This window comes from Streptomyces sp. Tek67B01 (assembly GCF_055231995.1).
Map to the genome: position 1 here is coordinate 4,059,309 of NZ_JBUYUY010000001.1, position 23,569 is coordinate 4,082,877.

18 protein-coding genes and 3 rRNA genes are annotated in these 23,569 nt (G+C 68.2%); 16 read left to right on the forward strand and 5 right to left on the reverse strand.

Annotated elements, in window-relative coordinates; all coding sequences use genetic code 11:
• Window positions 1-31: 31 nt before the first annotated feature.
• Window positions 32-2,254 (reverse strand): protein kinase domain-containing protein, encoded by a 2,223-nt coding sequence (locus ACV7NM_RS18300; RefSeq protein WP_463411271.1) that lies wholly within the window; start codon window positions 2,252-2,254, stop codon window positions 32-34.
• 106 nt (window positions 2,255-2,360) lie between these two features.
• Between ACV7NM_RS18300 and ACV7NM_RS18305 the strand changes: the two genes are divergently transcribed.
• The 5 genes from ACV7NM_RS18305 (at window position 2,361) to proC (ending at window position 5,750) form a co-directional block, all read left to right on the forward strand.
• Entirely contained in the window at window positions 2,361-2,660 is a 300-nt protein-coding gene (locus tag ACV7NM_RS18305) for a peptidase (protein ID WP_463411272.1), read from the forward strand.
• 77 nt (window positions 2,661-2,737) lie between these two features.
• Entirely contained in the window at window positions 2,738-3,259 is a 522-nt protein-coding gene (locus ACV7NM_RS18310) for a hypothetical protein (protein ID WP_463411273.1), read from the forward strand.
• A gap of 75 nt (window positions 3,260-3,334) precedes the next feature.
• Complete coding sequence (locus ACV7NM_RS18315) at window positions 3,335-4,129, forward strand: ABC transporter ATP-binding protein (protein ID WP_463411274.1); 795 nt, start codon at window positions 3,335-3,337, stop codon at window positions 4,127-4,129.
• Entirely contained in the window at window positions 4,126-4,863 is a 738-nt protein-coding gene (locus ACV7NM_RS18320; RefSeq protein WP_463411275.1) for an ABC transporter permease, read from the forward strand. Before ACV7NM_RS18315 ends, ACV7NM_RS18320 begins: the two co-directional genes overlap by 4 nt.
• A gap of 77 nt (window positions 4,864-4,940) precedes the next feature.
• Window positions 4,941-5,750, forward strand: coding sequence for a pyrroline-5-carboxylate reductase (proC, locus tag ACV7NM_RS18325; protein ID WP_463411276.1), 810 nt, complete (start codon window positions 4,941-4,943; stop codon window positions 5,748-5,750).
• A 77-nt stretch (window positions 5,751-5,827) separates the two neighbouring features.
• On the opposite strand, the gene trpS is transcribed toward proC, so the two are convergent.
• A complete protein-coding gene (trpS, locus tag ACV7NM_RS18330) occupies window positions 5,828-6,826 on the reverse strand; it encodes a tryptophan--tRNA ligase (protein WP_463411277.1) in 999 nt (332 codons plus the stop codon).
• A 914-nt stretch (window positions 6,827-7,740) separates the two neighbouring features.
• Here trpS and ACV7NM_RS18335 point away from each other — a divergent pair.
• From ACV7NM_RS18335 to ACV7NM_RS18385, 11 genes are all read left to right on the forward strand, one after another.
• A 16S ribosomal RNA gene (locus tag ACV7NM_RS18335) occupies window positions 7,741-9,265 on the forward strand.
• A 283-nt stretch (window positions 9,266-9,548) separates the two neighbouring features.
• Window positions 9,549-12,672 (forward strand): 23S ribosomal RNA (locus tag ACV7NM_RS18340).
• Between the two features lie 73 nt (window positions 12,673-12,745).
• Window positions 12,746-12,862 (forward strand): 5S ribosomal RNA (gene rrf / locus ACV7NM_RS18345).
• Together the 16S, 23S and 5S rRNA genes form the textbook arrangement of a ribosomal RNA operon.
• Window positions 12,863-13,021: 159 nt before the next feature.
• Window positions 13,022-13,675 (forward strand): HAD family hydrolase, encoded by a 654-nt coding sequence (locus ACV7NM_RS18350; RefSeq protein ID WP_463411278.1) that lies wholly within the window; start codon window positions 13,022-13,024, stop codon window positions 13,673-13,675.
• A gap of 115 nt (window positions 13,676-13,790) precedes the next feature.
• Complete coding sequence (locus tag ACV7NM_RS18355) at window positions 13,791-15,038, forward strand: MFS transporter (protein ID WP_463411279.1); 1,248 nt, start codon at window positions 13,791-13,793, stop codon at window positions 15,036-15,038.
• A complete protein-coding gene (locus ACV7NM_RS18360; protein ID WP_463413973.1) occupies window positions 15,010-16,158 on the forward strand; it encodes an acetoin utilization protein AcuC in 1,149 nt (382 codons plus the stop codon). Before ACV7NM_RS18355 ends, ACV7NM_RS18360 begins: the two co-directional genes overlap by 29 nt.
• Window positions 16,159-16,290: 132 nt before the next feature.
• A complete protein-coding gene (locus tag ACV7NM_RS18365; protein ID WP_463411280.1) occupies window positions 16,291-17,121 on the forward strand; it encodes a phosphatase in 831 nt (276 codons plus the stop codon).
• Between the two features lie 114 nt (window positions 17,122-17,235).
• The gene (locus tag ACV7NM_RS18370) at window positions 17,236-17,445 is read left to right on the forward strand and encodes a helix-turn-helix domain-containing protein (RefSeq protein WP_008738568.1); all 210 of its coding nucleotides are present in this window, start codon (window positions 17,236-17,238) and stop codon (window positions 17,443-17,445) included.
• A gap of 140 nt (window positions 17,446-17,585) precedes the next feature.
• On the forward strand, window positions 17,586-17,684 hold the full coding sequence (locus ACV7NM_RS18375) for a 30S ribosomal protein bS22 (RefSeq protein WP_003948845.1): 99 nt from the start codon (window positions 17,586-17,588) through the stop codon (window positions 17,682-17,684).
• Between the two features lie 95 nt (window positions 17,685-17,779).
• The gene (locus ACV7NM_RS18380) at window positions 17,780-18,853 is read left to right on the forward strand and encodes an NAD-dependent epimerase/dehydratase family protein (RefSeq protein ID WP_463411281.1); all 1,074 of its coding nucleotides are present in this window, start codon (window positions 17,780-17,782) and stop codon (window positions 18,851-18,853) included.
• Window positions 18,853-19,860, forward strand: coding sequence for a lysophospholipid acyltransferase family protein (locus tag ACV7NM_RS18385; protein ID WP_463411282.1), 1,008 nt, complete (start codon window positions 18,853-18,855; stop codon window positions 19,858-19,860). The genes ACV7NM_RS18380 and ACV7NM_RS18385 overlap by 1 nt, the downstream gene beginning before the upstream one ends.
• An 81-nt stretch (window positions 19,861-19,941) precedes the next feature.
• Here ACV7NM_RS18385 and ACV7NM_RS18390 read toward each other — a convergent pair whose 3' ends face one another.
• The 3 genes from ACV7NM_RS18390 to ACV7NM_RS18400 all read right to left on the reverse strand — a co-directional run bounded on the left by ACV7NM_RS18390 (window position 19,942) and on the right by ACV7NM_RS18400 (window position 23,540).
• Window positions 19,942-21,147: a DUF5667 domain-containing protein gene (locus tag ACV7NM_RS18390; protein ID WP_463411283.1), complete on the reverse strand. Its 1,206-nt coding sequence runs from the start codon at window positions 21,145-21,147 to the stop codon at window positions 19,942-19,944.
• A gap of 256 nt (window positions 21,148-21,403) precedes the next feature.
• Entirely contained in the window at window positions 21,404-22,213 is an 810-nt protein-coding gene (locus ACV7NM_RS18395; protein WP_463411284.1) for an ECF subfamily RNA polymerase sigma factor, BldN family, read from the reverse strand.
• Window positions 22,214-22,553: 340 nt separating this feature from the next.
• A complete protein-coding gene (locus ACV7NM_RS18400; protein ID WP_463411285.1) occupies window positions 22,554-23,540 on the reverse strand; it encodes an HAD family hydrolase in 987 nt (328 codons plus the stop codon).
• Window positions 23,541-23,569 lie beyond the last annotated feature (29 nt).

Genomic DNA, 23,569 nt, shown 5'->3' on the forward strand with positions numbered 1-23,569 from the left:
CCGCTCCACACCCGAACCCCGCCGGTCGTCCTCACCACCCGGCGGGGTTCGCCGCGTCCACGGCGAACACCGACCCGTCGGGCGCGGACGCGTACACCGCGCCGTCCGCGACGACGGGCGCGGGCAGCGACGCGGCGAAGGCGCCGGGGCTGGCGCCCATCCGCGGCCGGGTCTGCCCCACCAGCCGCCCGTCCGAGGCCCCCACCGCGAGCAGGCGCCCGTCCGGCGCGCTCAGGTAGACCCGCTCGCCGGCGACCGCCGGCCGGGACGCGACCGCCAATCCCGTCTCCAGCCGCCACCGCTCCCGCTCCGGGCCCACCGCGGTCAGCCCGCCCGCGGAACCCACGAGGTACACGACGCCGTCGGGGCCCGCCGTCGCCTGCGCCTCGTACAGGGGGACGGCCAGGGTGACCCGCCGCACCGAGCGCGTGGCCAGGTCCACGCGGACGACGGCGTCCGTCTTGCCCTGCGCGTCGTTGGCCAACAGGTACGCGCCGCCCTGCACGGTGGCGACCGGCTGGAGGAGCCCCGCCGTACGGAGCTGCCAGCGCACCGCCCCGTCGCCCGGGTCCACCGCCGCCACCTGGGTCCGCGAGCCGTCGGGTTCGCGCGTCGCCACGTACAGCGCGGACCGGCCCGACGCGTCGGCGCCGGTCCACCACACCGAGCCGGTCCCGCCGATCCGCCGGCTCCACTTCGGTGCGCCGGTCGCCGCGTCCAGCAGGGTCACGTTCCCGTCCGAACCGGCGGTCAGGACGTGCCCGGTCTCCGCGACCACCTGGGCCCCGCCGGGCAGGTTCCGCTGCCAGCGCCGCGCGCCGGTCGCCGGGTCCAGCGCCTGCAGTACGTCGCCGTCCGCCCCGGCGGTGAGTACGAGGCCGCCCGCGTAAAGGGGCGCCCGGGCGGATCCCGGCCCGGGTACCGCCTGCTCGGGGACCGTCCAACCGAGCGAGCCGTTCGCGGGATCCAGCCGGGCCGCCGCCAGCCCCTGCCCCGCGCAGTACAGCGCGACGGCCCCCCACGAGCACGCCCCGATCCGCTTCCCTCCGCCGGACCCGCCCAGGACCACCGACCAGGGCGCGAAGCCCTTCGCCGGACCGGCCTGTGCCTTCTTGGCGGCCGGTGAAGCGGGGGATTCCTCCCCCGTCGCGGAACCGAGGTAGCCGCCGACGGCGCCGCCCGCGAGCAGCACCACCAGCCCCACCGCCCACGCCGACCGGACCCGGCGGCGTGTCGGGCGGCCCGCGCCCGCGCCCCCGGGTACGGACCCATCGGCGGCCGGGGGAGGGTCGAGGCTCTCCCGCCGGTGCGTGTCGACGTCCGCACCCCCCGCCCCGGCGCCCCCCGCCCCGGCGCCCCGCGCCCCGAGGCCCCCCGCCCCGACGACCCCGGCGGCCCGGCACGGCTGCGGGGTGAACGTCTGGGTGTCCTCGCCCGTCGGGTAGGCCAGCTCCCGCATCCGCGCGATCAGCGCGTCGGCGGTCGGCCGCTCGGCCGGGTCCTTCGCCAGGCAGCGGGCGACCAGCGGGACGAGCGGCCCCGGCAACCCCGTCAGATCAGGCTCGCCGTGCACCACCTGATAGGCGACGAGATAGTGGCTGTCCGAGTCGAACGGACCGCGCCCGGTCGCCGCGTGCACCAGTACCGCCCCCAGCGCGAACAAGTCGGCGGCCGTGCCGACCTCGCGCGGCCGTTGGAACTGCTCCGGCGCCATGAACGGCGGCGTCCCGATCAGCTTGCCCGTCTCGGTCCGCAGGTCGCTGTCGGCGGGCCGCGAGATGCCGAAGTCGATGACCCGCACTCCGTCCGGGGCCATCAGTACGTTGCTGGGCTTGAGGTCCCGGTGCACCACCCCGGCCCGGTGGATGTCCCGCAGCGCCTCCGCCAGCCCGGCGGCGAGCCGCGTCAGCTCGGCGGGGTCCAGCACTCGTTCGCGTACCCGCTCGGAGAGCGTCGGCGCGTCGATGAACAGCGTTGCCATCCAAGGCCGTTCGGCATCGGGGTCGGCGTCCACCACCGGCGCGGTGAAGGCCCCGCTCACCCGCCGCGCGGCCGCGACCTCCTGCCGGAACCGCGCCCGGAACTCCGGGTCCACCGCGTGCTGCGCGTGCACCACCTTGACGGCGAGTTTCAGCCCCGAGCTGGAGGTGGCCAGGTGGACGACGCCCATGCCGCCGGAGCCGAGCACGGATTCGAGCCGGTAATGCCCGGCGTACTCGGGAAAGCCCGCGCAGTCCGCGCGCCGCGCATGCACCACTCACCACCCCCGCCGGAGCCTAGTCGATGGCCCGTGCGACCATCCAAGGGCTTGCCGCCCTGCGCGAGTTGCGCGGGGCAACACCCACGGGGGGAGTTTTCGCATGACGGCCCAGAACGATTCCAGCCAGGTCCAGAGCCTGTCCGGCTCCGGTTTCCCGACCTTTCCGGTAGCCCCGGGTTACCAGGTCAACGTCCGCACCGGCCCGGGTACCGGCTACTCGATCTCCCGGGTCCTGCCGCTCGGCGCGTACGTCTCCATCCACTGCCAGTGCGACGGCACCACGGTCTCCGGTCCTTACGGCACCACGGACATCTGGGACTGCGTCGGCAACGGCGAGTTCGTGTCGGACGCGTACGTGAAGACGGGCAGTGACGGGTACGTGGCCACCCGCTGCGGCTGACCCGCCGCGACCGTCCCACGGATCTGCCAGGTGAGACGCACCCGTCGGGTGCGTCTCCGGCTGGAATAATCGGCGGTGTGAGCGACGACCAGCGAGACCAGACCCCCACCGAGCCGGCCCCGACCGCCGCCGGACCGCGCCCCGAACCCCTCCGGTTCTTCGGCACGACCTGGGTCGAGCACGACGGCGGCTACGCCCTGCGCCGCGCCGGGGTCGCCGTCGGGTCCCTGGTCTCCGCCTTCGCCGCCGCGTACCTGCTGCGCTTCGCCTACGAGGGGCTGGAGATCGGCGACGTCGGCCCGTTCCTGAGCATCTCCGTCGTCGTCCTCTTCGCGATCGCCAGCGCCATCGCGTTCGTCAAGACCTGGGAGTCGTTCAGCCGCCGCCCCGGGCCGTCCTCCGACGAGGCCGCTCTCAAGGGCCTCAAGGCCATCGGTTTCATCGGCTCCCTCATCGCGTACTTCCTGCGCAGCCTGACCGAGGCCCCGGGCGAGAAGCTCGCCCGCGAGGAGTACGACAAGGCGCGCGCCGAGTTCGCCCGCCGCCGCGGCACCCGTACGGGCAACCCGGCCGCCCGTCGGCCCAAGCGCAAGAAGTAACAAGGCCACCCCCCCCAGCCGCCGTCCACCCGGCCCGGTTGACGCCCAGGCACCGCCAGGAGCATTATTCATCGCATGATGAATAAACCGCCCGACGACGGCGGTCCCGCCGTCCACGCCCAGCACCTCACCGTGCGCCGCGGAACCGGCCGCAACCCCCGCACCGTCCTGGACGACCTCGCCTTCGAGGTCCCCCGCGGCCGCATCACCGGCCTCCTCGGCCCCTCCGGCTGCGGCAAATCCACCCTCATGCGCGCCATCGTCGGCACCCAGGCCCACGTCACCGGCACCCTCGACGTCCTCGGCCGCCCCGCCGGCCACCCGGAGCTGCGCTCCCGCATCGGCTACGTCACCCAGGCACCCTCCGTCTACGACGACCTCACCGTCCGGCAGAACCTGGACTACTTCGCCGCCGTCCTCGACCCGGGTCGAGCGGCCACCGAACGCCGACGCGCCAACGTCACCCGCGCCATCGCCGACGTCGACCTCACCACCCACGCCACCGCTCTCGCCGGCAACCTCTCCGGAGGCCAGCGCAGCCGCGTCTCCCTGGCCGTCGCCCTGCTCGGCGCCCCCGAACTCCTGGTCCTCGACGAACCCACCGTCGGCCTCGACCCCGTCCTGCGCCGCGACCTGTGGAACCTCTTCCACGAGCTCACCGCCACCCGCGGCGCCACGCTCCTCGTCTCCTCCCACGTCATGGACGAGGCCGAGCGCTGCCACGACCTGCTCCTCATGCGCGAAGGCCGCATCCTCGCCCAGGACACCCCCGACGCGCTCCGCACCCGTACCCACTGCGCCACCGTCGAAGAAGCCTTCCTGCGCCTCGTCGACGAGGCCGACGCCCGAGCCAGGGAGCAGACCCGATGAACACCGCCCGCACCACCGCCACCGCCGGCCGCGTCCTGCGCCAGCTCGGCCACGACCCGCGCTCGATCGCACTGATGCTGCTGGTCCCCGTACTGATGCTGACGCTGCTCCGCTTCGTCTTCGACGGGAACGCACGCACCTTCGACAGCGTCGGGGCGTCCCTCCTCGGGATCTTCCCCCTCATCACCATGTTCCTGGTGACCTCCATCGCCACCTTGCGGGAACGCACCTCCGGCACCCTGGAGCGCCTCCTGGCCATGCCGCTCGGCAAGGGCGACCTCATCGCCGGCTACGCCCTCGCGTTCGGCGCCGTCGCCGTCGTCCAGTCCCTCCTCGCCACCGGCCTCGCCCTCTGGGTCCTCGGCCTGGACATCCTCGGCTCCCCCTGGCTGCTCCTGCTCGTGGCGCTCCTCGACGCGCTCCTCGGCACCGCCCTCGGCCTGTTCGTCTCCGCCTTCGCCGCCTCCGAGTTCCAGGCCGTCCAGTTCATGCCGGCGGTGATCTTCCCCCAGCTCCTGCTCTGCGGCCTCCTGGCGCCCCGCGCCACCATGCAACCCGTCCTGGAGGGCCTCTCCGACGTGCTGCCGATGTCCTACGCCGTCGACGGCATGACCCAGGTCCTCGGCCACACCGACATGACCGCCGACTTCGTCCGGGACGCCGTCATCGTCGCCGCCTGCGCCCTGCTCGTCCTCGCCCTCGGCGCGGCCACCCTGCGCCGCCGCACCCCTTAGGCCCTCCCGCGCTGACCACCCTGACCGCACTGCGGACACCAGGCCCCGCCGCCCCGCCCGGATGCAAGGATGAGGACATGACCCAGACAGTCGCCGTCCTCGGCACCGGAAAGATCGGCGAGGCCCTGCTCAGCGGGATGATCCGCGGCGGTTGGCCGGCCGGCAAGCTCCTCGTCACCGCCCGCCGTGCCGAACGGGCCGCGGAACTCCACGACCGCTACGGCGTCGAAGCCGTCAGCAACGCCGAGGCCGCGAAGCGCGCGGACACCCTCATCCTCACCGTCAAGCCGCAGGACATGGGCAAGCTCCTCGAAGAGCTCGCCCCGCACGTCCCCGCCGACCGCCTGGTCATCAGCGGCGCCGCCGGAGTCCCCACCTCCTTCTTCGAGGAACGGCTCGCCCCCGGCACGCCCGTCGTCCGCGTCATGACGAACACCCCCGCCCTCGTCGACGAGGCCATGTCCGTCATCTCCGCCGGCAGCCACGCCACCGCCGCGCACCTCGCCCACACCGAGGAGATCTTCGGCGGCGTCGGCAAGACCCTGCGCGTCCCCGAGTCCCAGCAGGACGCCGCGACCGCCCTCTCCGGCTCCGGCCCGGCCTACTTCTACTTCCTGGTCGAGGCCATGACGGACGCCGGCATCCTCCTCGGCCTGCCCCGCGCCCAGGCCCACGACCTGATCGTGCAGGCCGCGATCGGCGCCGCGGTGATGCTCCGCGACAGCGGCGAGCACCCCGTCAAACTGCGCGAGGCCGTCACCTCCCCGGCCGGCACGACCATCAACGCCATCGTCGAGCTGGAGAAGCACGGCGTGCGCGCGGCCCTGATCGCAGCCCTGGAAGCCGCCCGCGACCGCAGCCGCGAGCTCGCCTCCGGCAACAGCTGACGGCCGACGGCCGACAGCGGTACGGTCCCCGCCCCGGAGCGGGGACCACCGCCGCCTCCCCCGGAGAGCTCCGGCCTTCAGGGCTCCAGCAACCCGATGGCCCGGTATGCCCGGTCCACCACCGGCCGCGCCAGCCCGCGCGCCCGCTCCGCCCCGGCCCGCAACACCCGCTCCACCCAAGCGGGATCGGCCGCCAGCTCCGCGTGCCGAGCCTGCACCGGACGCAGCAGCTCGACCACGGCTTCGGCGACGTCCCGCTTGAGGGCCCCGTAACCTGTGTACTTCTCGGCCAGCACAGCCGGTTCGACGCCCGTACAGGCGGACAGCACGTCGAGCAGGTTCGCCACCCCCGGGCGCGTGGCCCGGTCGTAGACGACCCCGCCGTCCCCCCTGTCGGTGACCGCCCGCATCACCTTCTTGGTGATCACCGCCGGTTCGTCGAGCAGATAGACGATCCCCGCCCCGTTCTCGTGCGACTTCCCCATCTTGGACGTGGGGTCCTGGAGGTCCATGACCCGCGCGGCCACGGTGGGCAGCACCACCCGCGGCACCGTGAAGGTGTGCCCGTACCGCTGGTTGAACCGGACGGCCAGATCGCGCGCCAGCTCGACGTGTTGCCGCTGGTCCTCACCGACCGGCACCTCGGCCGTCTCGTACGCCAGGATGTCGGCGGCCATCAGCGCCGGATACGTCAGCAACGACAGCCGCACCCCGTCCCCGGCCGCCTGCGCCCTCGCCGCCTTCTCCTTGTACTGGATCATCCGCCGCATCTCACCGTCGCCGGCGGTGCACTCCAGCAGGTACGAGAGCCGGGTGTGCTCGTCCACGTGGCTCTGTACGAACAGCGTGCACTTGCGCTCGTCCAGCCCGGAGGCGAGGAACAGGGTGGCCGCCTGCCTGGTGAGCCGCCGCAGCCGCGCCGGATCGTGGTCGACGGTCAGCGCGTGCAGGTCCACCACGCAGAACAACGTGTCGTCCGGCTCCCCCTCGACCGCGACCCACTGCCGAACGGCGCCCAGGTAGTTACCCAGCGTCAGGTGCCCGCTCGGCTTGATCCCGCTGAAGATCCTCGTCATGTCCCGTCTCCCTGTGTGAGTGTCCGGTCGGCCGTGTGGCCGGCGGATCGGTGGCGCCGCGAGGGGCGACCGAGCCACTCCCAGGGGGAGAAACAGAAACGGCCGCCGAAGCGGCGGCCGTGAGCGCATGCGTGCTCGGGTACGGATCGGCCGCCGTCAGGCGGCCCACCAGCGAAGGTTGGGCGTGAGCGCATGCGTAGTCATGGGGGAGAGGCTAGCGGGAGAGCCGGCCCTCCCGCCAGGGTTGACACACCTGTGGCAGGTCCGTAAGGTTCTTCGAGTTGTCCGAAGTGAGCGCCGACCCCGGTCGGTCCCCGGACAGCCATCCCGCACTACACATTCGAACGAACGGCGCATTGTGTCGCCTTGTTTTCATGCGTATTTGCGAATGAGGAATCCGCGTCCGAGGACGCAGCCGCCGATTGGCTTCGGGGGCAGGGAATCCGCTACTGTCTCACTCGCCGCAAGGGCCCAACAGCCCACCCGGCACATCCCGCTGACCGGGAGTCAGGCCCGAAAGGATCTGATAGAGTCGGAATCGCCGGAAAGGGAAACGCGAAAGCGAAGAACTGGAAAGCGAACCCCGCTTCGACCGGGAATCGGACACGAGAGAGTCTGATAGAGTCGGAAACGCAAGAACAAAACGAAGAACAAAGGAAGCGCCCGGAGGAAAACCCGCGAGGGTGAGTACGAAGGAAGCGTCCGTTCCTTGAGAACTCAACAGCGTGCCAAAAATCAACGCCAGAAGTTGATACCCCGTCCATTTCGGTGGATGAGGTTCCTTTGAAAAAGTCCTGGCCCCGATTCGTTGGGGGCAGGCAATGAACACAGCGAGGACGTTGTGGTCGACCGGTCTTATTCCGACCTTGGTTGACCCGCTCTAAGTGTGTGTTTCACCCGATTACGGGTAAACATTCATGGAGAGTTTGATCCTGGCTCAGGACGAACGCTGGCGGCGTGCTTAACACATGCAAGTCGAACGATGAAGCCCTTCGGGGTGGATTAGTGGCGAACGGGTGAGTAACACGTGGGCAATCTGCCCTTCACTCTGGGACAAGCCCTGGAAACGGGGTCTAATACCGGATAATACTCCTGCCTGCATGGGCGGGGGTTGAAAGCTCCGGCGGTGAAGGATGAGCCCGCGGCCTATCAGCTTGTTGGTGGGGTAATGGCCCACCAAGGCGACGACGGGTAGCCGGCCTGAGAGGGCGACCGGCCACACTGGGACTGAGACACGGCCCAGACTCCTACGGGAGGCAGCAGTGGGGAATATTGCACAATGGGCGAAAGCCTGATGCAGCGACGCCGCGTGAGGGATGACGGCCTTCGGGTTGTAAACCTCTTTCAGCAGGGAAGAAGCGAAAGTGACGGTACCTGCAGAAGAAGCGCCGGCTAACTACGTGCCAGCAGCCGCGGTAATACGTAGGGCGCAAGCGTTGTCCGGAATTATTGGGCGTAAAGAGCTCGTAGGCGGCTTGTCACGTCGGATGTGAAAGCCCGAGGCTTAACCTCGGGTCTGCATTCGATACGGGCTAGCTAGAGTGTGGTAGGGGAGATCGGAATTCCTGGTGTAGCGGTGAAATGCGCAGATATCAGGAGGAACACCGGTGGCGAAGGCGGATCTCTGGGCCATTACTGACGCTGAGGAGCGAAAGCGTGGGGAGCGAACAGGATTAGATACCCTGGTAGTCCACGCCGTAAACGTTGGGAACTAGGTGTTGGCGACATTCCACGTCGTCGGTGCCGCAGCTAACGCATTAAGTTCCCCGCCTGGGGAGTACGGCCGCAAGGCTAAAACTCAAAGGAATTGACGGGGGCCCGCACAAGCAGCGGAGCATGTGGCTTAATTCGACGCAACGCGAAGAACCTTACCAAGGCTTGACATATACCGGAAAGCATTAGAGATAGTGCCCCCCTTGTGGTCGGTATACAGGTGGTGCATGGCTGTCGTCAGCTCGTGTCGTGAGATGTTGGGTTAAGTCCCGCAACGAGCGCAACCCTTGTCCTGTGTTGCCAGCATGCCCTTCGGGGTGATGGGGACTCACAGGAGACCGCCGGGGTCAACTCGGAGGAAGGTGGGGACGACGTCAAGTCATCATGCCCCTTATGTCTTGGGCTGCACACGTGCTACAATGGCCGGTACAATGAGCTGCGATACCGTGAGGTGGAGCGAATCTCAAAAAGCCGGTCTCAGTTCGGATTGGGGTCTGCAACTCGACCCCATGAAGTCGGAGTTGCTAGTAATCGCAGATCAGCATTGCTGCGGTGAATACGTTCCCGGGCCTTGTACACACCGCCCGTCACGTCACGAAAGTCGGTAACACCCGAAGCCGGTGGCCCAACCCGTAAGGGAGGGAGCTGTCGAAGGTGGGACTGGCGATTGGGACGAAGTCGTAACAAGGTAGCCGTACCGGAAGGTGCGGCTGGATCACCTCCTTTCTAAGGAGCACAGTACCGATTGCAGACAAATGTTCTGCACGGTCAGCTCATGGGTGGAACGTTGATTAGTTGGCACGGTTTCGGAAACTTCCTGTAAGTACTGCTTCGGCGTGGAACACAGTGACAGTGGACGGGATCGTGCTTGGCACGTTGTTGGGTGTCTGAGGGTACGGCCGTATGGCTGTCCTTCTGCGATGCCGGCCCCAGTGAACTTGTGCTTCGGTGCAGGGTGATGGGTGGCTGGTCGTTGCTTGAGAACTACACAGTGGACGCGAGCATCTGTGGCCAAGTTTTTAAGGGCGCACGGTGGATGCCTTGGCACCAGGAACCGATGAAGGACGTGAGAGGCCGCGATAGGCCCCGGGGAGCTGCCAACTGAGCTTTGATCCGGGGGTGTCCGAATGGGGAAACCCGGCAGTCGTCATGGGCTGTCACCCACTGCTGAACACATAGGCAGTGTGGAGGGAACGAGGGGAAGTGAAACATCTCAGTACCCTCAGGAAGAGAAAACAACCGTGATTCCGGGAGTAGTGGCGAGCGAAACCGGATGAGGCCAAACCGTATGCGTGTGATACCCGGCAGGGGTTGCGCATGCGGGGTTGTGGGAATTCTTTTGATCGGTCTGCCGGCCGGTCGGCGAGTCAGAAACCGTTGATGTAGTCGAAGGACATGCGAAAGGTCCGGCGTAGAGGGTAAGACCCCCGTAGACGAAACATCAGCGGCTTGCTTAAGAATCTCCCAAGTAGCACGGGGCCCGAGAAATCCCGTGTGAATCTGGCGGGACCACCCGCTAAGCCTAAATATTCCCTGGTGACCGATAGCGGATAGTACCGTGAGGGAATGGTGAAAAGTACCGCGGGAGCGGAGTGAAATAGTACCTGAAACCGTGTGCCTACAAGCCGTGGGAGCGTCGCGCATTGAGTTTACTCAATGCGTCGTGACTGCGTGCCTTTTGAAGAATGAGCCTGCGAGTTAGCGGTGTGTAGCGAGGTTAACCCGTGTGGGGAAGCCGTAGCGAAAGCGAGTCCGAATAGGGCGATTGAGTTGCACGCTCTAGACCCGAAGCGGAGTGATCTAGCCATGGGCAGGTTGAAGCGGAGGTAAGACTTCGTGGAGGACCGAACCCACCAGGGTTGAAAACCTGGGGGATGACCTGTGGTTAGGGGTGAAAGGCCAATCAAACTCCGTGATAGCTGGTTCTCCCCGAAATGCATTTAGGTGCAGCGTCGTGTGTTTCTTGCCGGAGGTAGAGCACTGGATAGGCGATGGGCCCTACCGGGTTACTGACCTTAGCCAAACTCCGAATGCCGGTAAGTGAGAGCACGGCAGTGAGACTGTGGGGGATAAGCTCCATGGTCGAGAGGGAAACAGCCCAGAGCATCGACTAAGGCCCCCAAGCGTACGCTAAGTGGGAAAGGATGTGGAGTCGCAGAGACAACCAGGAGGTTGGCTTAGAAGCAGCCACCCTTGAAAGAGTGCGTAATAGCTCACTGGTCAAGTGATTCCGCGCCGACAATGTAGCGGGGCTCAAGCGTACCGCCGAAGTCGTGTCATTGCAGCAATAAGCCCCAACGGGTGTTGTGATGGGTAGGGGAGCGTCGTGTGCCGGGTGAAGCAGCAGCGGAAGCTAGTTGTGGACGGTTCACGAGTGAGAATGCAGGCATGAGTAGCGATACACACGTGAGAAACGTGTGCGCCGATTGACTAAGGGTTCCTGGGTCAAGCTGATCTGCCCAGGGTAAGTCGGGACCTAAGGCGAGGCCGACAGGCGTAGTCGATGGACAACCGGTTGATATTCCGGTACCCGCTTTGAAACGCCCAATATCGAATCAGGCGATGCTAAGTCCGTGAAGCCGTTCCGGACCCTTCGGGGAAAGGAAAGTGGTGGAGCCGACGAACCAGACTTGTAGTAGGTAAGCGATGGGGTGACGCAGGAAGGTAGTCCAGCCCGGGCGGTGGTTGTCCCGGGGTAAGGGTGTAGGCCGAGGGGTAGGCAAATCCGTCCCTCTTTAAGGCTGAGACCTGATGCCGAGCCGATTGTGGTGAAGTGGATGATCCTATGCTGTCGAGAAAAGCCTCTAGCGAGTTTCATGGCGGCCCGTACCCTAAACCGACTCAGGTGGTCAGGTAGAGAATACCGAGGCGTTCGGGTGAACTATGGTTAAGGAACTCGGCAAAATGCCCCCGTAACTTCGGGAGAAGGGGGGCCATCACTGGTGAAGGAACTTGCTTCCTGAGCTGGGGGTGGCCGCAGAGACCAGCGAGAAGCGACTGTTTACTAAAAACACAGGTCCGTGCGAAGCCGTAAGGCGATGTATACGGACTGACGCCTGCCCGGTGCTGGAACGTTAAGGGGACCGGTTAGTGCGCTTTCGGGCGTGCGAAGCTGAGAACTTAAGCGCCAGTAAACGGCGGTGGTAACTATAACCATCCTAAGGTAGCGAAATTCCTTGTCGGGTAAGTTCCGACCTGCACGAATGGCGTAACGACTTCTCGACTGTCTCAACCATAGGCCCGGTGAAATTGCACTACGAGTAAAGATGCTCGTTTCGCGCAGCAGGACGGAAAGACCCCGGGACCTTTACTACAGTTTGATATTGGTGTTCGGTTCGGCTTGTGTAGGATAGGTGGGAGACTTTGAAGCCGTGACGCCAGTCATGGTGGAGTCGCCGTTGAAATACCACTCTGGTCGTGCTGGATGTCTAACCTCGGTCCGTGATCCGGATCAGGGACAGTGTCTGATGGGTAGTTTAACTGGGGCGGTTGCCTCCCAAAGGGTAACGGAGGCGCCCAAAGGTTCCCTCAGCCTGGTTGGCAATCAGGTGTTGAGTGTAAGTGCACAAGGGAGCTTGACTGTGAGACCGACGGGTCGAGCAGGGACGAAAGTCGGGACTAGTGATCCGGCGGTGGCTTGTGGAAGCGCCGTCGCTCAACGGATAAAAGGTACCCCGGGGATAACAGGCTGATCTTCCCCAAGAGTCCATATCGACGGGATGGTTTGGCACCTCGATGTCGGCTCGTCGCATCCTGGGGCTGGAGTCGGTCCCAAGGGTTGGGCTGTTCGCCCATTAAAGCGGTACGCGAGCTGGGTTTAGAACGTCGTGAGACAGTTCGGTCCCTATCCGCTGTGCGCGTAGGAATATTGAGAAGGGCTGTCCCTAGTACGAGAGGACCGGGACGGACGAACCTCTGGTGTGCCAGTTGTCCTGCCAAGGGCATGGCTGGTTGGCTACGTTCGGGAGGGATAACCGCTGAAAGCATCTAAGCGGGAAGCCTGCTTCGAGATGAGTATTCCCACCTCCTTGAGAGGGTAAGGCTCCCAGTAGACGACTGGGTTGATAGGCCAGATGTGGAAGCCCGGTAACGGGTGGAGCTGACTGGTACTAATAGGCCGAGGGCTTGTCCTCAGTTGCTCGCGTCCACTGTGTTAGTTCTGAAGTAACGACCGTGTTTTCATCCGGTTGGATATCTTCATAGTGTTTCGGTGGTCATAGCGTTAGGGAAACGCCCGGTTACATTCCGAACCCGGAAGCTAAGCCTTTCAGCGCCGATGGTACTGCAGGGGGGACCCTGTGGGAGAGTAGGACGCCGCCGAACAATCATTGTGGGAAAGCCCCGCACCTTATGGTGCGGGGCTTTTCTGCGTTCCGGACCCTTTTCGAGGCGACGGAAGCCACTCGGCCGTCCGCGAAACGTCCTACGGATGCGCGGCATGGGTCACGCAGCGGCCGAGCCCGCGACTCGTAGTGTGGTCGTATGGGCTATGACCTCGTCATCTTCGACAACGACGGCGTGCTGGTGGACAGCGAGCCGCTCGCCAATCGGATTCTCGCCGGGTACCTGACCGAGATCGGGCATCCGACCTCCTACGACGAGTCGCTCCGCGACTACATGGGCGGAGCCGTGCACCGGGTCCACGATCTCGTCGTGGAGCGGACCGGGCAGCGGTTGCCCGAGGACTTCGACGAGACGCTGCACTCCCGGACGTTCGAGGCGTTCGCGCGTGAGCTGCGACCCGTCCCCGGGGTGGAGGACGTGCTCGGGGCGCTCACCGCGCACGGGATCGCCTACTGTCTCGCGTCCTCCGGGAGCCATGAGCGCATCAGGGTCGGGCACCAGGCCGCCGGGATCGACGGGTGGTTCGAGGAAGAGTGGATCTTCAGCTCGCAGGACGTGGGCCGCGGCAAGCCCGCACCGGACCTGTTCCTGCACGCCGCCGACCGGATGGGCGTCGAGCCGGCGCGGTGCGTGGTCGTCGAGGACAGCCCGCTCGGGGTGGAGGCGGCCGTGGCCGCCGGGATGGACGTGTACGGGTTCACCGGGATGGTGCCCGCCGACCGGTTGGCCGGGGCGAAGGCCTGCTTCGGTGAGATGAAGGACCTGATCCGGTTGCTCGGCATCGAGGAGTGATCGGTGACCGGTTACCGGTGACTGGTAACCGATTGATCGGTGGGGATTGATCGGCGGGGGATTGGTGTGTGATCGCTCTACCCACCGGTAGCCGGTGCCCCTACGCTGAGCCGCCATGACAGATGACGTGCGGCTTCGCCGTGGCCGGTTGTCCCTGGGGTTCAGTTTCTTCGTGCAGGGCGTGACCTTCGCCCTGCTGGTGACGCGCATCCCCGCCATCCAGGACCAGTACGGGATATCCGACGGGCTGCTGCCCGCCTTCCTGGCCGCCGTGCCGATCCTCGCCGGAGTGGCCAGCGTGGCGACCGAGCACGTGGTGAAGCGGGTCGCGCCCAGCTTGGTCCTGCGCTGGGCCCAGCCGCTGGTGCTGCTCGCCCTCCTCGGGGTCGGGGCCGGCGGGCAGATGTGGCACGTGGCCCTGGCGCTCGGGGCGTTCGGGCTGTCGGTCGGGGCGCTCGACGCCTCCATGAACATGCTCGGGGTCAGTCTCCAGCGGACGTACGGCCGCAGCATCATGCTCGGGTTCCACGCCTCGTACAGCCTGGGCGGGATCGTCGGGGCCTCCGCCGCGTGGGCGGGGGCCCATTGGCATCTGGGGCTTTTCGTGAGTTACCTGCCGGCCGTCGTCCTGTTGCTGCCGGCGGCCTTGGCGGGCAGCCGGTTCTACGTGGACCAGGGCGGACCGGGGCCGGATGGGGAGACGGAGAAGGGCGGGGAAGCGGCCAAGGGCCTGGGGGTCGGCGGGTTCGGGCTGTTGCTGCCGCTGTGCCTGGTGATGGCGTGCGCGTACATCGGGGACTCGACCGTCTCCAACTGGAGCGCCAAGTACCTCCAGGACGTGCTGGGGAGTTCGGAACAGCTGGCGACGGTCCCGTACAACGTGTACATGGTGACCACTCTGCTGGGGCGGGCCGTCGGCGACCTTGGCGTGCGTCGTTTCGGGCCGGTCGCGGTGGTTCGGGCGGGGACGGTGGTCGCGGCCGGCGGGTTCGCGGTGGTGGCCGCCGCGCCCGGGGCGTGGACGGGGATGCTCGGATTCACGTTGCTGGGCATCGGGCTGTGCGTGATCGTGCCGCAGACCTTCGCGGCGGCCGGCCGCTTGTTCCCCGGGGCCTCGGACACGGCCATCGCCCGCCTGAACATCTTCAACTACGTGGGGTTCCTGGTCGGTTCGCCGCTGGTGGGCGGGATCGGGGACGCCTGGAGCTACCGGGGCGCGATGCTGGTGCCGATGGTGCTGGTGTTGGTGACGCTGTTCTATGCCCGTTCCTTCGGCGTCGGCGGCGCCCGATACGGTGTCGGGCATGAGCGGCGAGCCGGTGACCGGGCTGTTGATGTGGGACGAGGCGGTAACGAGGTATGACTTCGGACCGAGCCATCCGATGGACCCGGTGCGCCTGGCGCTGACCATGGGGCTGGTCCGGGCCTTCGGGCTGGATCGGGCCATGGAGGTGCGGGCGGCGCGCGCCGCGGGCGATTCGACGCTGCGGCTCGTGCACCGGGAGGACTACGTCGCCGCGGTGCGGGAGGTGTCGGCCGACCCCGGGGTGGCCGACGGTTCGTACGGGCTCGGGACCGTCGACGATCCGGCCTTCCGGGGGATGCACGAGGCGTCGGCGCTGATCGCCGGGCAGTCGGTGGCGGCGGCCGAGGCGATCTGGCGGGGGGAGGCCGGGCACGCCGTGAACTTCGCGGGCGGCCTGCACCACGCGATGCCGGGCGGCGCGGCCGGGTTCTGCGTGTACAACGACGCGGCGCTGGCGATCGCCCGGCTGCTGGAGCTGGGCGCCGAGCGCGTCGCGTACGTGGACGTGGACGTGCACCACGGGGACGGGGTGCAAGCCGCGTTCTGGGACGACCCGCGCGTGCTGACCGTGTCCCTGCACGAGCATCCGCGCACGCTCTTCCCGCAGACCGGATGGCCGCAGGAGACGGGCGGTCCGGCCGCCGAGGGCTCGGCGGCCAACGTCGCCCTGCCGGCGGGGACCGGGGACGAGGGCTGGCTGCGCGCCTTCCACGCGACGGTGCCGGAACTGCTCGCGGACTTCCGGCCCCAGGTGCTGGTGTCCCAGCACGGGGCCGACACGCACTTCGAGGACCCGCTGGCCCATCTGGCGGTGTCGCTGGACGCGCAGCGGGCCGTCCAGGAGGCGTGTCACCGGCTGGCGCACGAGCACGCGGACGGTCGGTGGCTCGCTCTGGGCGGGGGCGGCTACGCGGTGGTGGACGTCGTACCGCGCTCTTGGACCCACTTGGTGGGGATCGCCGCGCACCGGCCGGTCGATCCGGCCGAGGTCGTGCCGCAGGAGTGGCTGAGCGAGGTGTACGCGAGGACCCGGCAATCGGGTCCGGCGCGGATGACGGACGGCCGGACGGTCGAATGGCGGGGCTGGGAGGCGGGCTACGACCCGGCGGACGGTACGGATCAAGCCGTCCTGGCGACGCGGCGGGCGGTGTTCCCGTTGCGCGGGATGCTCGTGTAGGGGCGCGGGTCGCCCGGCGAGGGCGCGGGAGGCCCGGGGAGGGAGCTGTCGTGGCGAAGCATCGTTACGCCAACGGTGGGCCCGTTCGGCGGAATTGCCCATGCCCCGGGTTCCGTGCGGCAGCATCGGAGGGTGTTGAGCACCGGCGCGCTGCGTGCGCATCTGCTGGCTTCCCGGTTGGCCGGGCCCGTCGCCACCTCGCGTGAGGAGAGCCTGCGCAGTTACCGGCTGTTCGCGGCGGGTGATCCAAGGGTGCTGTTGGGGCTGGAGCCGCAGTGGCGTTGGGCGCAGGACGATCTGCTGCGGCTGATGGCGGAGCGGTGCGGGGTCTCGGCCGATCCGGCGCACGTCAGCGGGCCGGACGTGATCGATCCGGAGCGGACGCTGGCGGGGTTGGAGGCTTTCGCGGCGCGGCTGCGTCAGGCGGCGCGGCTGCGGTCGCCGGTGTTGTTGGGGACGGGGCATCCGCACCGGCTCCTGGACTTCTACGCCGGTTTGGCGTGGGCCCTGTCGGCGGCGGGCTGTGTTGTCCTCACCCCGGCGCAGGGGGTGCGTGTCGACATGGCGACCCGGTTCGGCGTACGGGCGCACCGCATCGATTACGTACGGGGGGTCGCACTGGTGCGGGAACCCGGCGCGCGGCCACCTGCGAGTGTCACCGGCGCGCACACCCATTCGCCGCTGCCGGTTCGGGTCGCCTTGGGGGCGTTGGCGGATGCCGGCGGGCCGTTGCCGGAATTGGTGGTGGGGGACCACGGGTGGGTCTGCGGTGCAGGTCAGTTGGGTGTGGATGCGATCGGGTTGGCGGATACGGACGATCCCGCGCTGTTCGTGGGGGAGGCCGAGGGACAGGTCGCGGTGACGGTTCCGGTTGACGACGGGGTGTCGGCGGACTTCTATGTGCCCCTCACTCGCTACGTCGTGGACCGGGCCGGTCTGCCGTGGCGTCAGGAGTGGCCGTAGCTCCTCTTCCCCACTCGTATCACACGCCCCTACTCTGGGGAGTGAGCGTGCGACGACGGGGCGTAACCGGAGGGGAAGCCGGTGCCCGTCATGCGCGGAAGGTCAAGGTGTGTCATGGCTGCTGGCGAGAGGCCTCTCAGTGAGGTTCAGTTCCTGACCGTGGCGGAGGTCGCCTCGGTGATGCGAGTGTCGAAGATGACCGTGTACCGCCTGGTGCACAACGGTCATCTGCCCGCCATTCGGGTGGGCCGGTCCTTCCGGGTCCCCGAGAACGCGGTGCACGAGTACCTCCGAGAGTCCTATGTGGGGGTGGAGTCGGCTTGAGATGACTCTCGGGTTGCCCTCGGATTACAAGCTCAGAGCTCGGGCGGGTAGGCTAGGCCGACGTAGGTCGTGTGGGCCCAGACGCCCCGCACCGATCCCCGCTGGCGCGGGGATGTTCCGAGAAGTGAGCGAGGGTAGTCGTGGGCTCTGTTATCAAGAAGCGGCGTAAGCGGATGGCCAAGAAGAAGCACCGCAAGCTGCTCAAGCGCACCCGCGTCCAGCGCCGTAACAAGAAGTAAACGGCAGCTGTACGTGTTCTCCGCAGCCCCTCCACCATCCTGGTGGAGGGGCTGCGGTGTAGCCGGGGGACTTCTTCGAGGGAGGCGCTGAACTCGTGGGCAAGGTCGTTCTCGTCACCGGGGCTGCCCGACAGTTGGGCAGCCGCTTCGTTCGCCGCATCCAGCGCGAGCCGGATGTCGAGCGGGTGATCGCGGTGGATTCGGTGGATCCCGCGCACCCGCTCGGTTCGGCCGAGTTCGTCCGTACGGACATCAGACAGTCGGCCATCGCCCGGGTGCTGGCCGAGCACGCCGTCGACACGGTGGTGCACCTCGCCGTGACGGGAGGCAGCGCGGGCAGTGGCGGTGCGCGCAGCACCGTGAAGGAAACGAACGTCATCGGGACGATGCAGCTGCTCGGGGCCTGCCAGAAGTCCCCGACGGTGCGGCGGCTCGTGGTGAAGTCCAGTACCAGTGTGTACGGGGGCACCTCGCGCGATCCGGCCGTCTTCACCGAGACCACGCAGCCGAAGTCGCTGGCGGCGGCCGGCTTCGCGAAGGACGCGGTGGAGGTCGAGGGGTACGTACGCGGGTTCGCGCGCAGGCGGCCGGACGTGGCGGTGTGCGTGCTGCGGTTCGCGAACATCTTGGGGCCGTACGCGGATTCGGCGCTGGCCGAGTACTTCTCCATCCCGGTGATGCCGACGGTGCTGGGGTACGACCCGCGCTTGCAGTTCGTCCACGAGGACGACGTGGTGGACGTGCTGCGGCTGGCGGCCGGCGAGCCCGAGCGTGGAAGGCTGAACAGCGGTACTTTCAACATCGCGGGTGACGGGGTGTTGCTGTTGTCGCAGTGTGCGCGGCGGCTGGGGCGGCCCACGGTGCCGTTGGTGATGCCCGCGGTGACGTGGGTGGGGTCGGCGCTGCGGGCGATCGGGGTGACGGAGTTCTCGCCCGAACAGATCCGGTTGCTGACGCACGGGCGGGTCGTGGAGACCACACAGATGAGGTCCACCCTAGGGTTCGAGCCGATGTACACGACGGCCGAGACGTTCGCGGACTTCGCGCGGAGCCGGGGGAGCGGGCTGTTGCCGCCGGAGCGGGTGGGGCGGGCCGTGGACCGGGTGGCCGGGATGGTGAACGTGGATCTGTCGGGTGTCGGGCCGGCGGCTGAGGGAGCGGAGCGATAGTGGCGGACGCGAAGGTCATCCCTTTCGACGAGGAGCGGCCGCGACGGCGGTCGCCGCGGCGGGTGCGGGTGGCTCCGCCGACCGGGGAGCCGGTGGCGCGGCCCGTGCCGGAGCGGGCCCAAGAGGCCGTGGAGGCAGTGGAGGCCGCCGCGCCCGGGGGGCGTTCGGGTGACTGGGACCGGCGGATCGCGGGTGGGCTGGCGTTCTTGCGCAGGCGGATCACCGGGGAGTACGAGGTCGACGACTTCGGCTACGACAAGGAGCTGACCGACCAGGTCCTGATGTCCTTGATGCGGCCGCTGTTCGACAAGTACTTCCGCGTCGAGGTCAAGGGCATCGAGAACATCCCCAAGGAGGGTGGTGCGCTGATCGTGGCGAACCACTCCGGGACGTTGCCGCTGGACGGGCTGATGCTCCAGGTGGCGGTGCACGACCACCATCCGGCGGAGCGGCACCTTCGGCTGCTGGCCGCGGACCTGGTCTTCATGCTGCCGGTGGTGAACGAGTTGGCGCGCAAAGCGGGTCACACGTTGGCCTGCTCCGAGGACGCGCAGCGGCTGCTGGAGGCCGGGGAGCTCGTCGGGGTGATGCCGGAGGGCTTCAAGGGGATCGGGAAGCCGTTCGGGGAGCGGTACAAGCTCCAGCGGTTCGGGCGCGGCGGGTTCGTGTCGACGGCGCTGCTGGCGCGGACGCCGATCGTGCCCTGTTCGATCGTGGGGGCGGAGGAGATCTACCCGATGGTCGGCAACGCGAAGACGCTGGCGCGGCTGCTGGGGGTGCCGTACTTCCCGGTGACTCCGACGTTCCCGTGGTTGGGGCCGCTCGGGCTGGTGCCGTTGCCGACGAAGTGGACGATCCAGTTCGGGGAGCCGATCTCCACGGAGGGGTATCCGGCGGAGGCGGCGGACGATCCGATGCTGATGTTCAACCTGACGGACCAGGTGCGGGAGCAGATACAGCACACCTTGTACCGGCTGCTCGTGCAGCGGCGGTCGGTCTTCTTCTAGATACGACCAGAGACGACTAGCGACGACGCGGACATGACGAAGCGGTGCCCGGCGGGATGGTCCGCCGGGCACCGCTTCGTGTTATTGCGTGTCCTCCGCCTTGAGGCCCAGGCCCGGGAGCAGGCCGGGCAGGAGGGGCGGGAGGGTGATGTCGGGCCGGGGCTGTTCCGGTGCCGCGCCCGAGGGAGGCGGCTCGGAGTGGCCGTCCGCCGGCGGGTGGAGCAGATCGCCGGTCCCGCCCAGGAGCCCGCCGGGTGTGGGGGGCTTGGAGGCCGCTGACGGGGGCGCGCTCGGGGGAGACGCCGCCGGGTGGCCTGCGGGGGGCTCGGACTGCTGCTTGCCGGGGGAGGCGCTGGGGTTCGCCTGGCCGCCCGTGGCACCTCGGGATTGCTCCGGTGGCTTGGGCAGCAGGTTCTGGATGGGCGCCACGTCTTCGTCTATGGCCCGGAAGACCGACTCGACCTCGCCCCCGACGTCGGTGAGCTGCGCCGGGAGCTTGTCCCGGAGCTTGCCCCACGCGTCGCGGTGGGAGCGGGAGAACGAGGACAGCATTTGCATCGGGCCGAGCGAGCCGTCCCGTTCGTAGGCCGCCTGGAGCAGCCGGTGGCCTTCCGCGGCGTCGTGGCTCATCCCTGCCAGGGCCCGGCGGATCGCGCCCAGGGACTCGTGGTCCAGGACGCCGGTCCGGCCGCGCTCCATGAGTCTGCGGGCCTCCGACAGCCGGTTCGAGGCCTGGTCGAGGTAGAGCACGCCCCGGTCCGAGTCCTCGTCGGCCATGCCCAGCTTGATGTCCTCCATGCCCCGCTTGACGGGGTAGAGGGAGTCACCGGGCAGGGCGTCGGTGCTGGCAGCGGCCACTCCGCCGAAGGCCCCCGCGGCCACACCCACGGTGAGGCCGCCCGCTGCGATGCCCTTGGACCAGCGGGAGCGGGGCCGCAATTTCCGGAGCGTGGTCGCCCGGTGGGCGCCGCGGCCGGTCCGCTGTTCGGGCACTTGAGGGTCCGGTGCGGCACCGCCCCCGGCCCTCTCCTCCATCACCAAGGCTTCCATGGCGGCGACGAGCTGTGCTCGTTGCACCACCTTGACCTCGGGGTCCAGCACCGGGCGCGGCATTCTCTCGCCGAGCACGTTCGCCAGGGCCAACAACCGGTCGTGGTCGGCAGATTCGGCAGGTGCCTCGGACTGCTCGGCCGCCGGGTCCGGTTCCGAAAGGTCGGACGGGGTCCGCTCCTCCAGGGCCTGGGCGAAGGCGTTCGCCCGCCGGTGCGGAGTCACGTTCGCGATCACTGGCGGCACCTCCTCTCGTCATGACGATCGACTCCCCCAGGTGTCCGGAAGGTTGCCTTCCTTGAGCACATCCACACTTTCGAGTGAGCGGCTTCGGGCAGGGCGTGTCCACAGGGAGCCTGCATTCCGCACAACGAGCGGCGCGGCACTTGGGTTACGGACGAAGGATGATCGGACCACAGCGGCATCGGAGTCATCAAGGGTGGCGGTGTCGGGGGCGGTGTCGGGAGGCGGTCAGCAGCTGGTCGGCGGGCGGTCAGCGGGCGTCGTCCGGGAGGAGGCGGGCCAGGGTGCGGACCGCCCGGTACTGGAGCGTTTTGATCGCCCCCTCGTTCTTGCCCATCACCCGGGCCGTCTCGGCGACCGAGAGGCCCTGCAAGAAGCGCAGGGTCACGCACTCCTGCTGCTGCGGGTTGAGTTTTCGCACGGCCTCCAGCAGGGCCGCGTTGGAGAGGGACTCCAGGACGGAGTCCTCGGGAGAGCGTTCCACCTCGTTGGCGTCCAGCATCTCGCCCGTGGTCACTTCCAGGCGGAAGCGGCTGGACTTGAAGTGGTCGGCGACCAGGTTGCGCGCGATCGTCACCAGCCAGGCCCCGAAGTCGCGGCCCTGCCAGGTGAAGGTGGAGATGCGGCGCAGCGCGCGCAGGAAGGTCTCGCTGGTGAGATCCTCCGCGGTCGCCTTGCCGCCGACGCGGTAGTAGATGTAGCGGTACACCGTGTCGCTGTACTGGTCGTAGAGCCGGCCGAAGGCGTCGGCCTCGCCGGCCTGGGCGCGTTCGACCAGGTCCATCATGCGGGCCTGGTCGCTGTCCGCGGTGGGGCGGCGGGCGGCGGGCGCGCTCGTGCCGGTGGCGGTGCCCGCACCGCTGGCGCGACCGCGTCTGCCCACCGTCGCCCCACCGTCGGTCAGGGCGTAGCAAGGACCGGCCGGGCCGAGGCCGGCAGGGACCGCGGCGGCGAGGGCGGGGACGGCGTACGCGGTGGGGACGAAGCCGCGCAGGTGGTCGAGGACCGTTGCGCGCAGCGTAGCCAGGCCCGAGGCGTCAACCCCGACAGGTGGGTACACGGGACTCCCAGAGGCAGAGCTTCCATCACGTGCAGTGCGGGACCGTTCACCCGTCGTGGCGACAGATGGTCGGTGGCATGCGTTTGAGGAGAATAACGCTTCGTACAGGCAGCACTACACCCAGTTGCTCAAATCACCGGTTCCGACACTTCTGTTGCGTACCGAGGGCATATTCAGTCGCAGTTGGTGATCGGTTCTTGATCGGTTGGATACGCGGAATGGGCGCTTCCATGGCGCTGCCCGACCGAGTCGGGCATGCCGGAGTGCCGCGCCGACGGCGCGGGTAGGGGTGCGTGATTGCGCGTGGGAGACCGCCCGGAGGGCGGTGGGCGCGGTGGGGCTACTTGCGGCGGCGGTGCAGGGCGATCGCCGCGACCGTGCCGCCCGCGATCGCGCCGACTCCGGCGGCCGCCGGGACGCCGACCTTCACGGCCTTGCGGCCGGTCCGATAGTCGCGCAGGCGCCAGTCGTGTTCCCGGGCATGCTTGCGCAGTTTTGTATCGGGATTGATCGCGTACGGATGCCCGACCAGTGACAGCATCGGGATGTCGTTGTGCGAATCGCTGTAGGCGGCGCAGTGTTCGAGATCGAGCCCCTCGGCGGCGGCCAGGGCGCGCACCGCCTCCGCCTTGGCGGGGCCGTGCAGCGGCTCGCCTACCAGGCGGCCGGTGTAGACGCCGTCGACGGACTCGGCGACCGTGCCCAGGGCGCCGGTGAGGCCGAGGCGGCGGGCGATGATCGTGGCGGTCTCGACGGGGGCGGCCGTGACCAGCCACACCTTCTGGCCGGCGTCGAGGTGGGCCTGGGCCAGGGCGCGGGTGCCCGGCCAGATCCGCTCGGCCATGTACTCGTCGTAGATCTCCTCGCCGATCGACATGAGTTCGCAGACCTTGTGGCCCTTGACGATGGAGAGCGCGCTGTCGCGGGCGTCCTGCATGTGCTCGGGGTCCTCGACGCCGGCGAGCCGGAACCAGGCCTGCTGCCAGGCGAAGCGGGCCAACTCGCGGCGGCGGAAGAACTCGCGCTTGTAGAGGCCGCGGCCGAAGTGGAAGATCGCGGCGCCCTGCATGACGGTGTTGTCGAGGTCGAAGAAGGCGGCGGCGAGGTCGTCGCCGCGAACGGGGAACTCGGGCTCGGCGGGCTTCTCGGGAGCCTTCTCGGCGGCCTTCTCCCGAGCCTTCCCCGGGGCTGCTTCCGGCCCTCGGGTGAGCGGTGGCGCCTCGTCCCGCGCGCTCTTGCGGGCGGCCTCGGCCGAGGCCTCGCCTGCCAGCACGCTCCGCGCGGTGGCGGAGCGCCTACGGGGGGTGAGCCATCCCAGAGCGGCCATGACGCGAGCATAGCCATTGTGTTCGGGAG

Excerpts from the sequence above, each read along its gene's own strand:
- ACV7NM_RS18305 (WP_463411272.1), top strand. The coding sequence starts at position 2,361 with ATGACGGCCCAGAACGATTCCAGCCAGGTCCAGAGCCTGTCCGGCTCC.
- ACV7NM_RS18315 (WP_463411274.1), top strand. The coding sequence starts at position 3,335 with ATGATGAATAAACCGCCCGACGACGGCGGTCCCGCCGTCCACGCCCAG.
- ACV7NM_RS18320 (WP_463411275.1), top strand. The coding sequence starts at position 4,126 with ATGAACACCGCCCGCACCACCGCCACCGCCGGCCGCGTCCTGCGCCAG.
- proC (WP_463411276.1), top strand. The coding sequence starts at position 4,941 with ATGACCCAGACAGTCGCCGTCCTCGGCACCGGAAAGATCGGCGAGGCC.
- trpS (WP_463411277.1), bottom strand. The coding sequence starts at position 6,826 with ATGACGAGGATCTTCAGCGGGATCAAGCCGAGCGGGCACCTGACGCTG.
- ACV7NM_RS18350 (WP_463411278.1), top strand. The coding sequence starts at position 13,022 with ATGGGCTATGACCTCGTCATCTTCGACAACGACGGCGTGCTGGTGGAC.
- ACV7NM_RS18355 (WP_463411279.1), top strand. The coding sequence starts at position 13,791 with ATGACAGATGACGTGCGGCTTCGCCGTGGCCGGTTGTCCCTGGGGTTC.
- ACV7NM_RS18360 (WP_463413973.1), top strand. The coding sequence starts at position 15,010 with ATGTGGGACGAGGCGGTAACGAGGTATGACTTCGGACCGAGCCATCCG.
- ACV7NM_RS18370 (WP_008738568.1), top strand. The coding sequence starts at position 17,236 with ATGGCTGCTGGCGAGAGGCCTCTCAGTGAGGTTCAGTTCCTGACCGTG.
- ACV7NM_RS18400 (WP_463411285.1), bottom strand. The coding sequence starts at position 23,540 with ATGGCCGCTCTGGGATGGCTCACCCCCCGTAGGCGCTCCGCCACCGCG.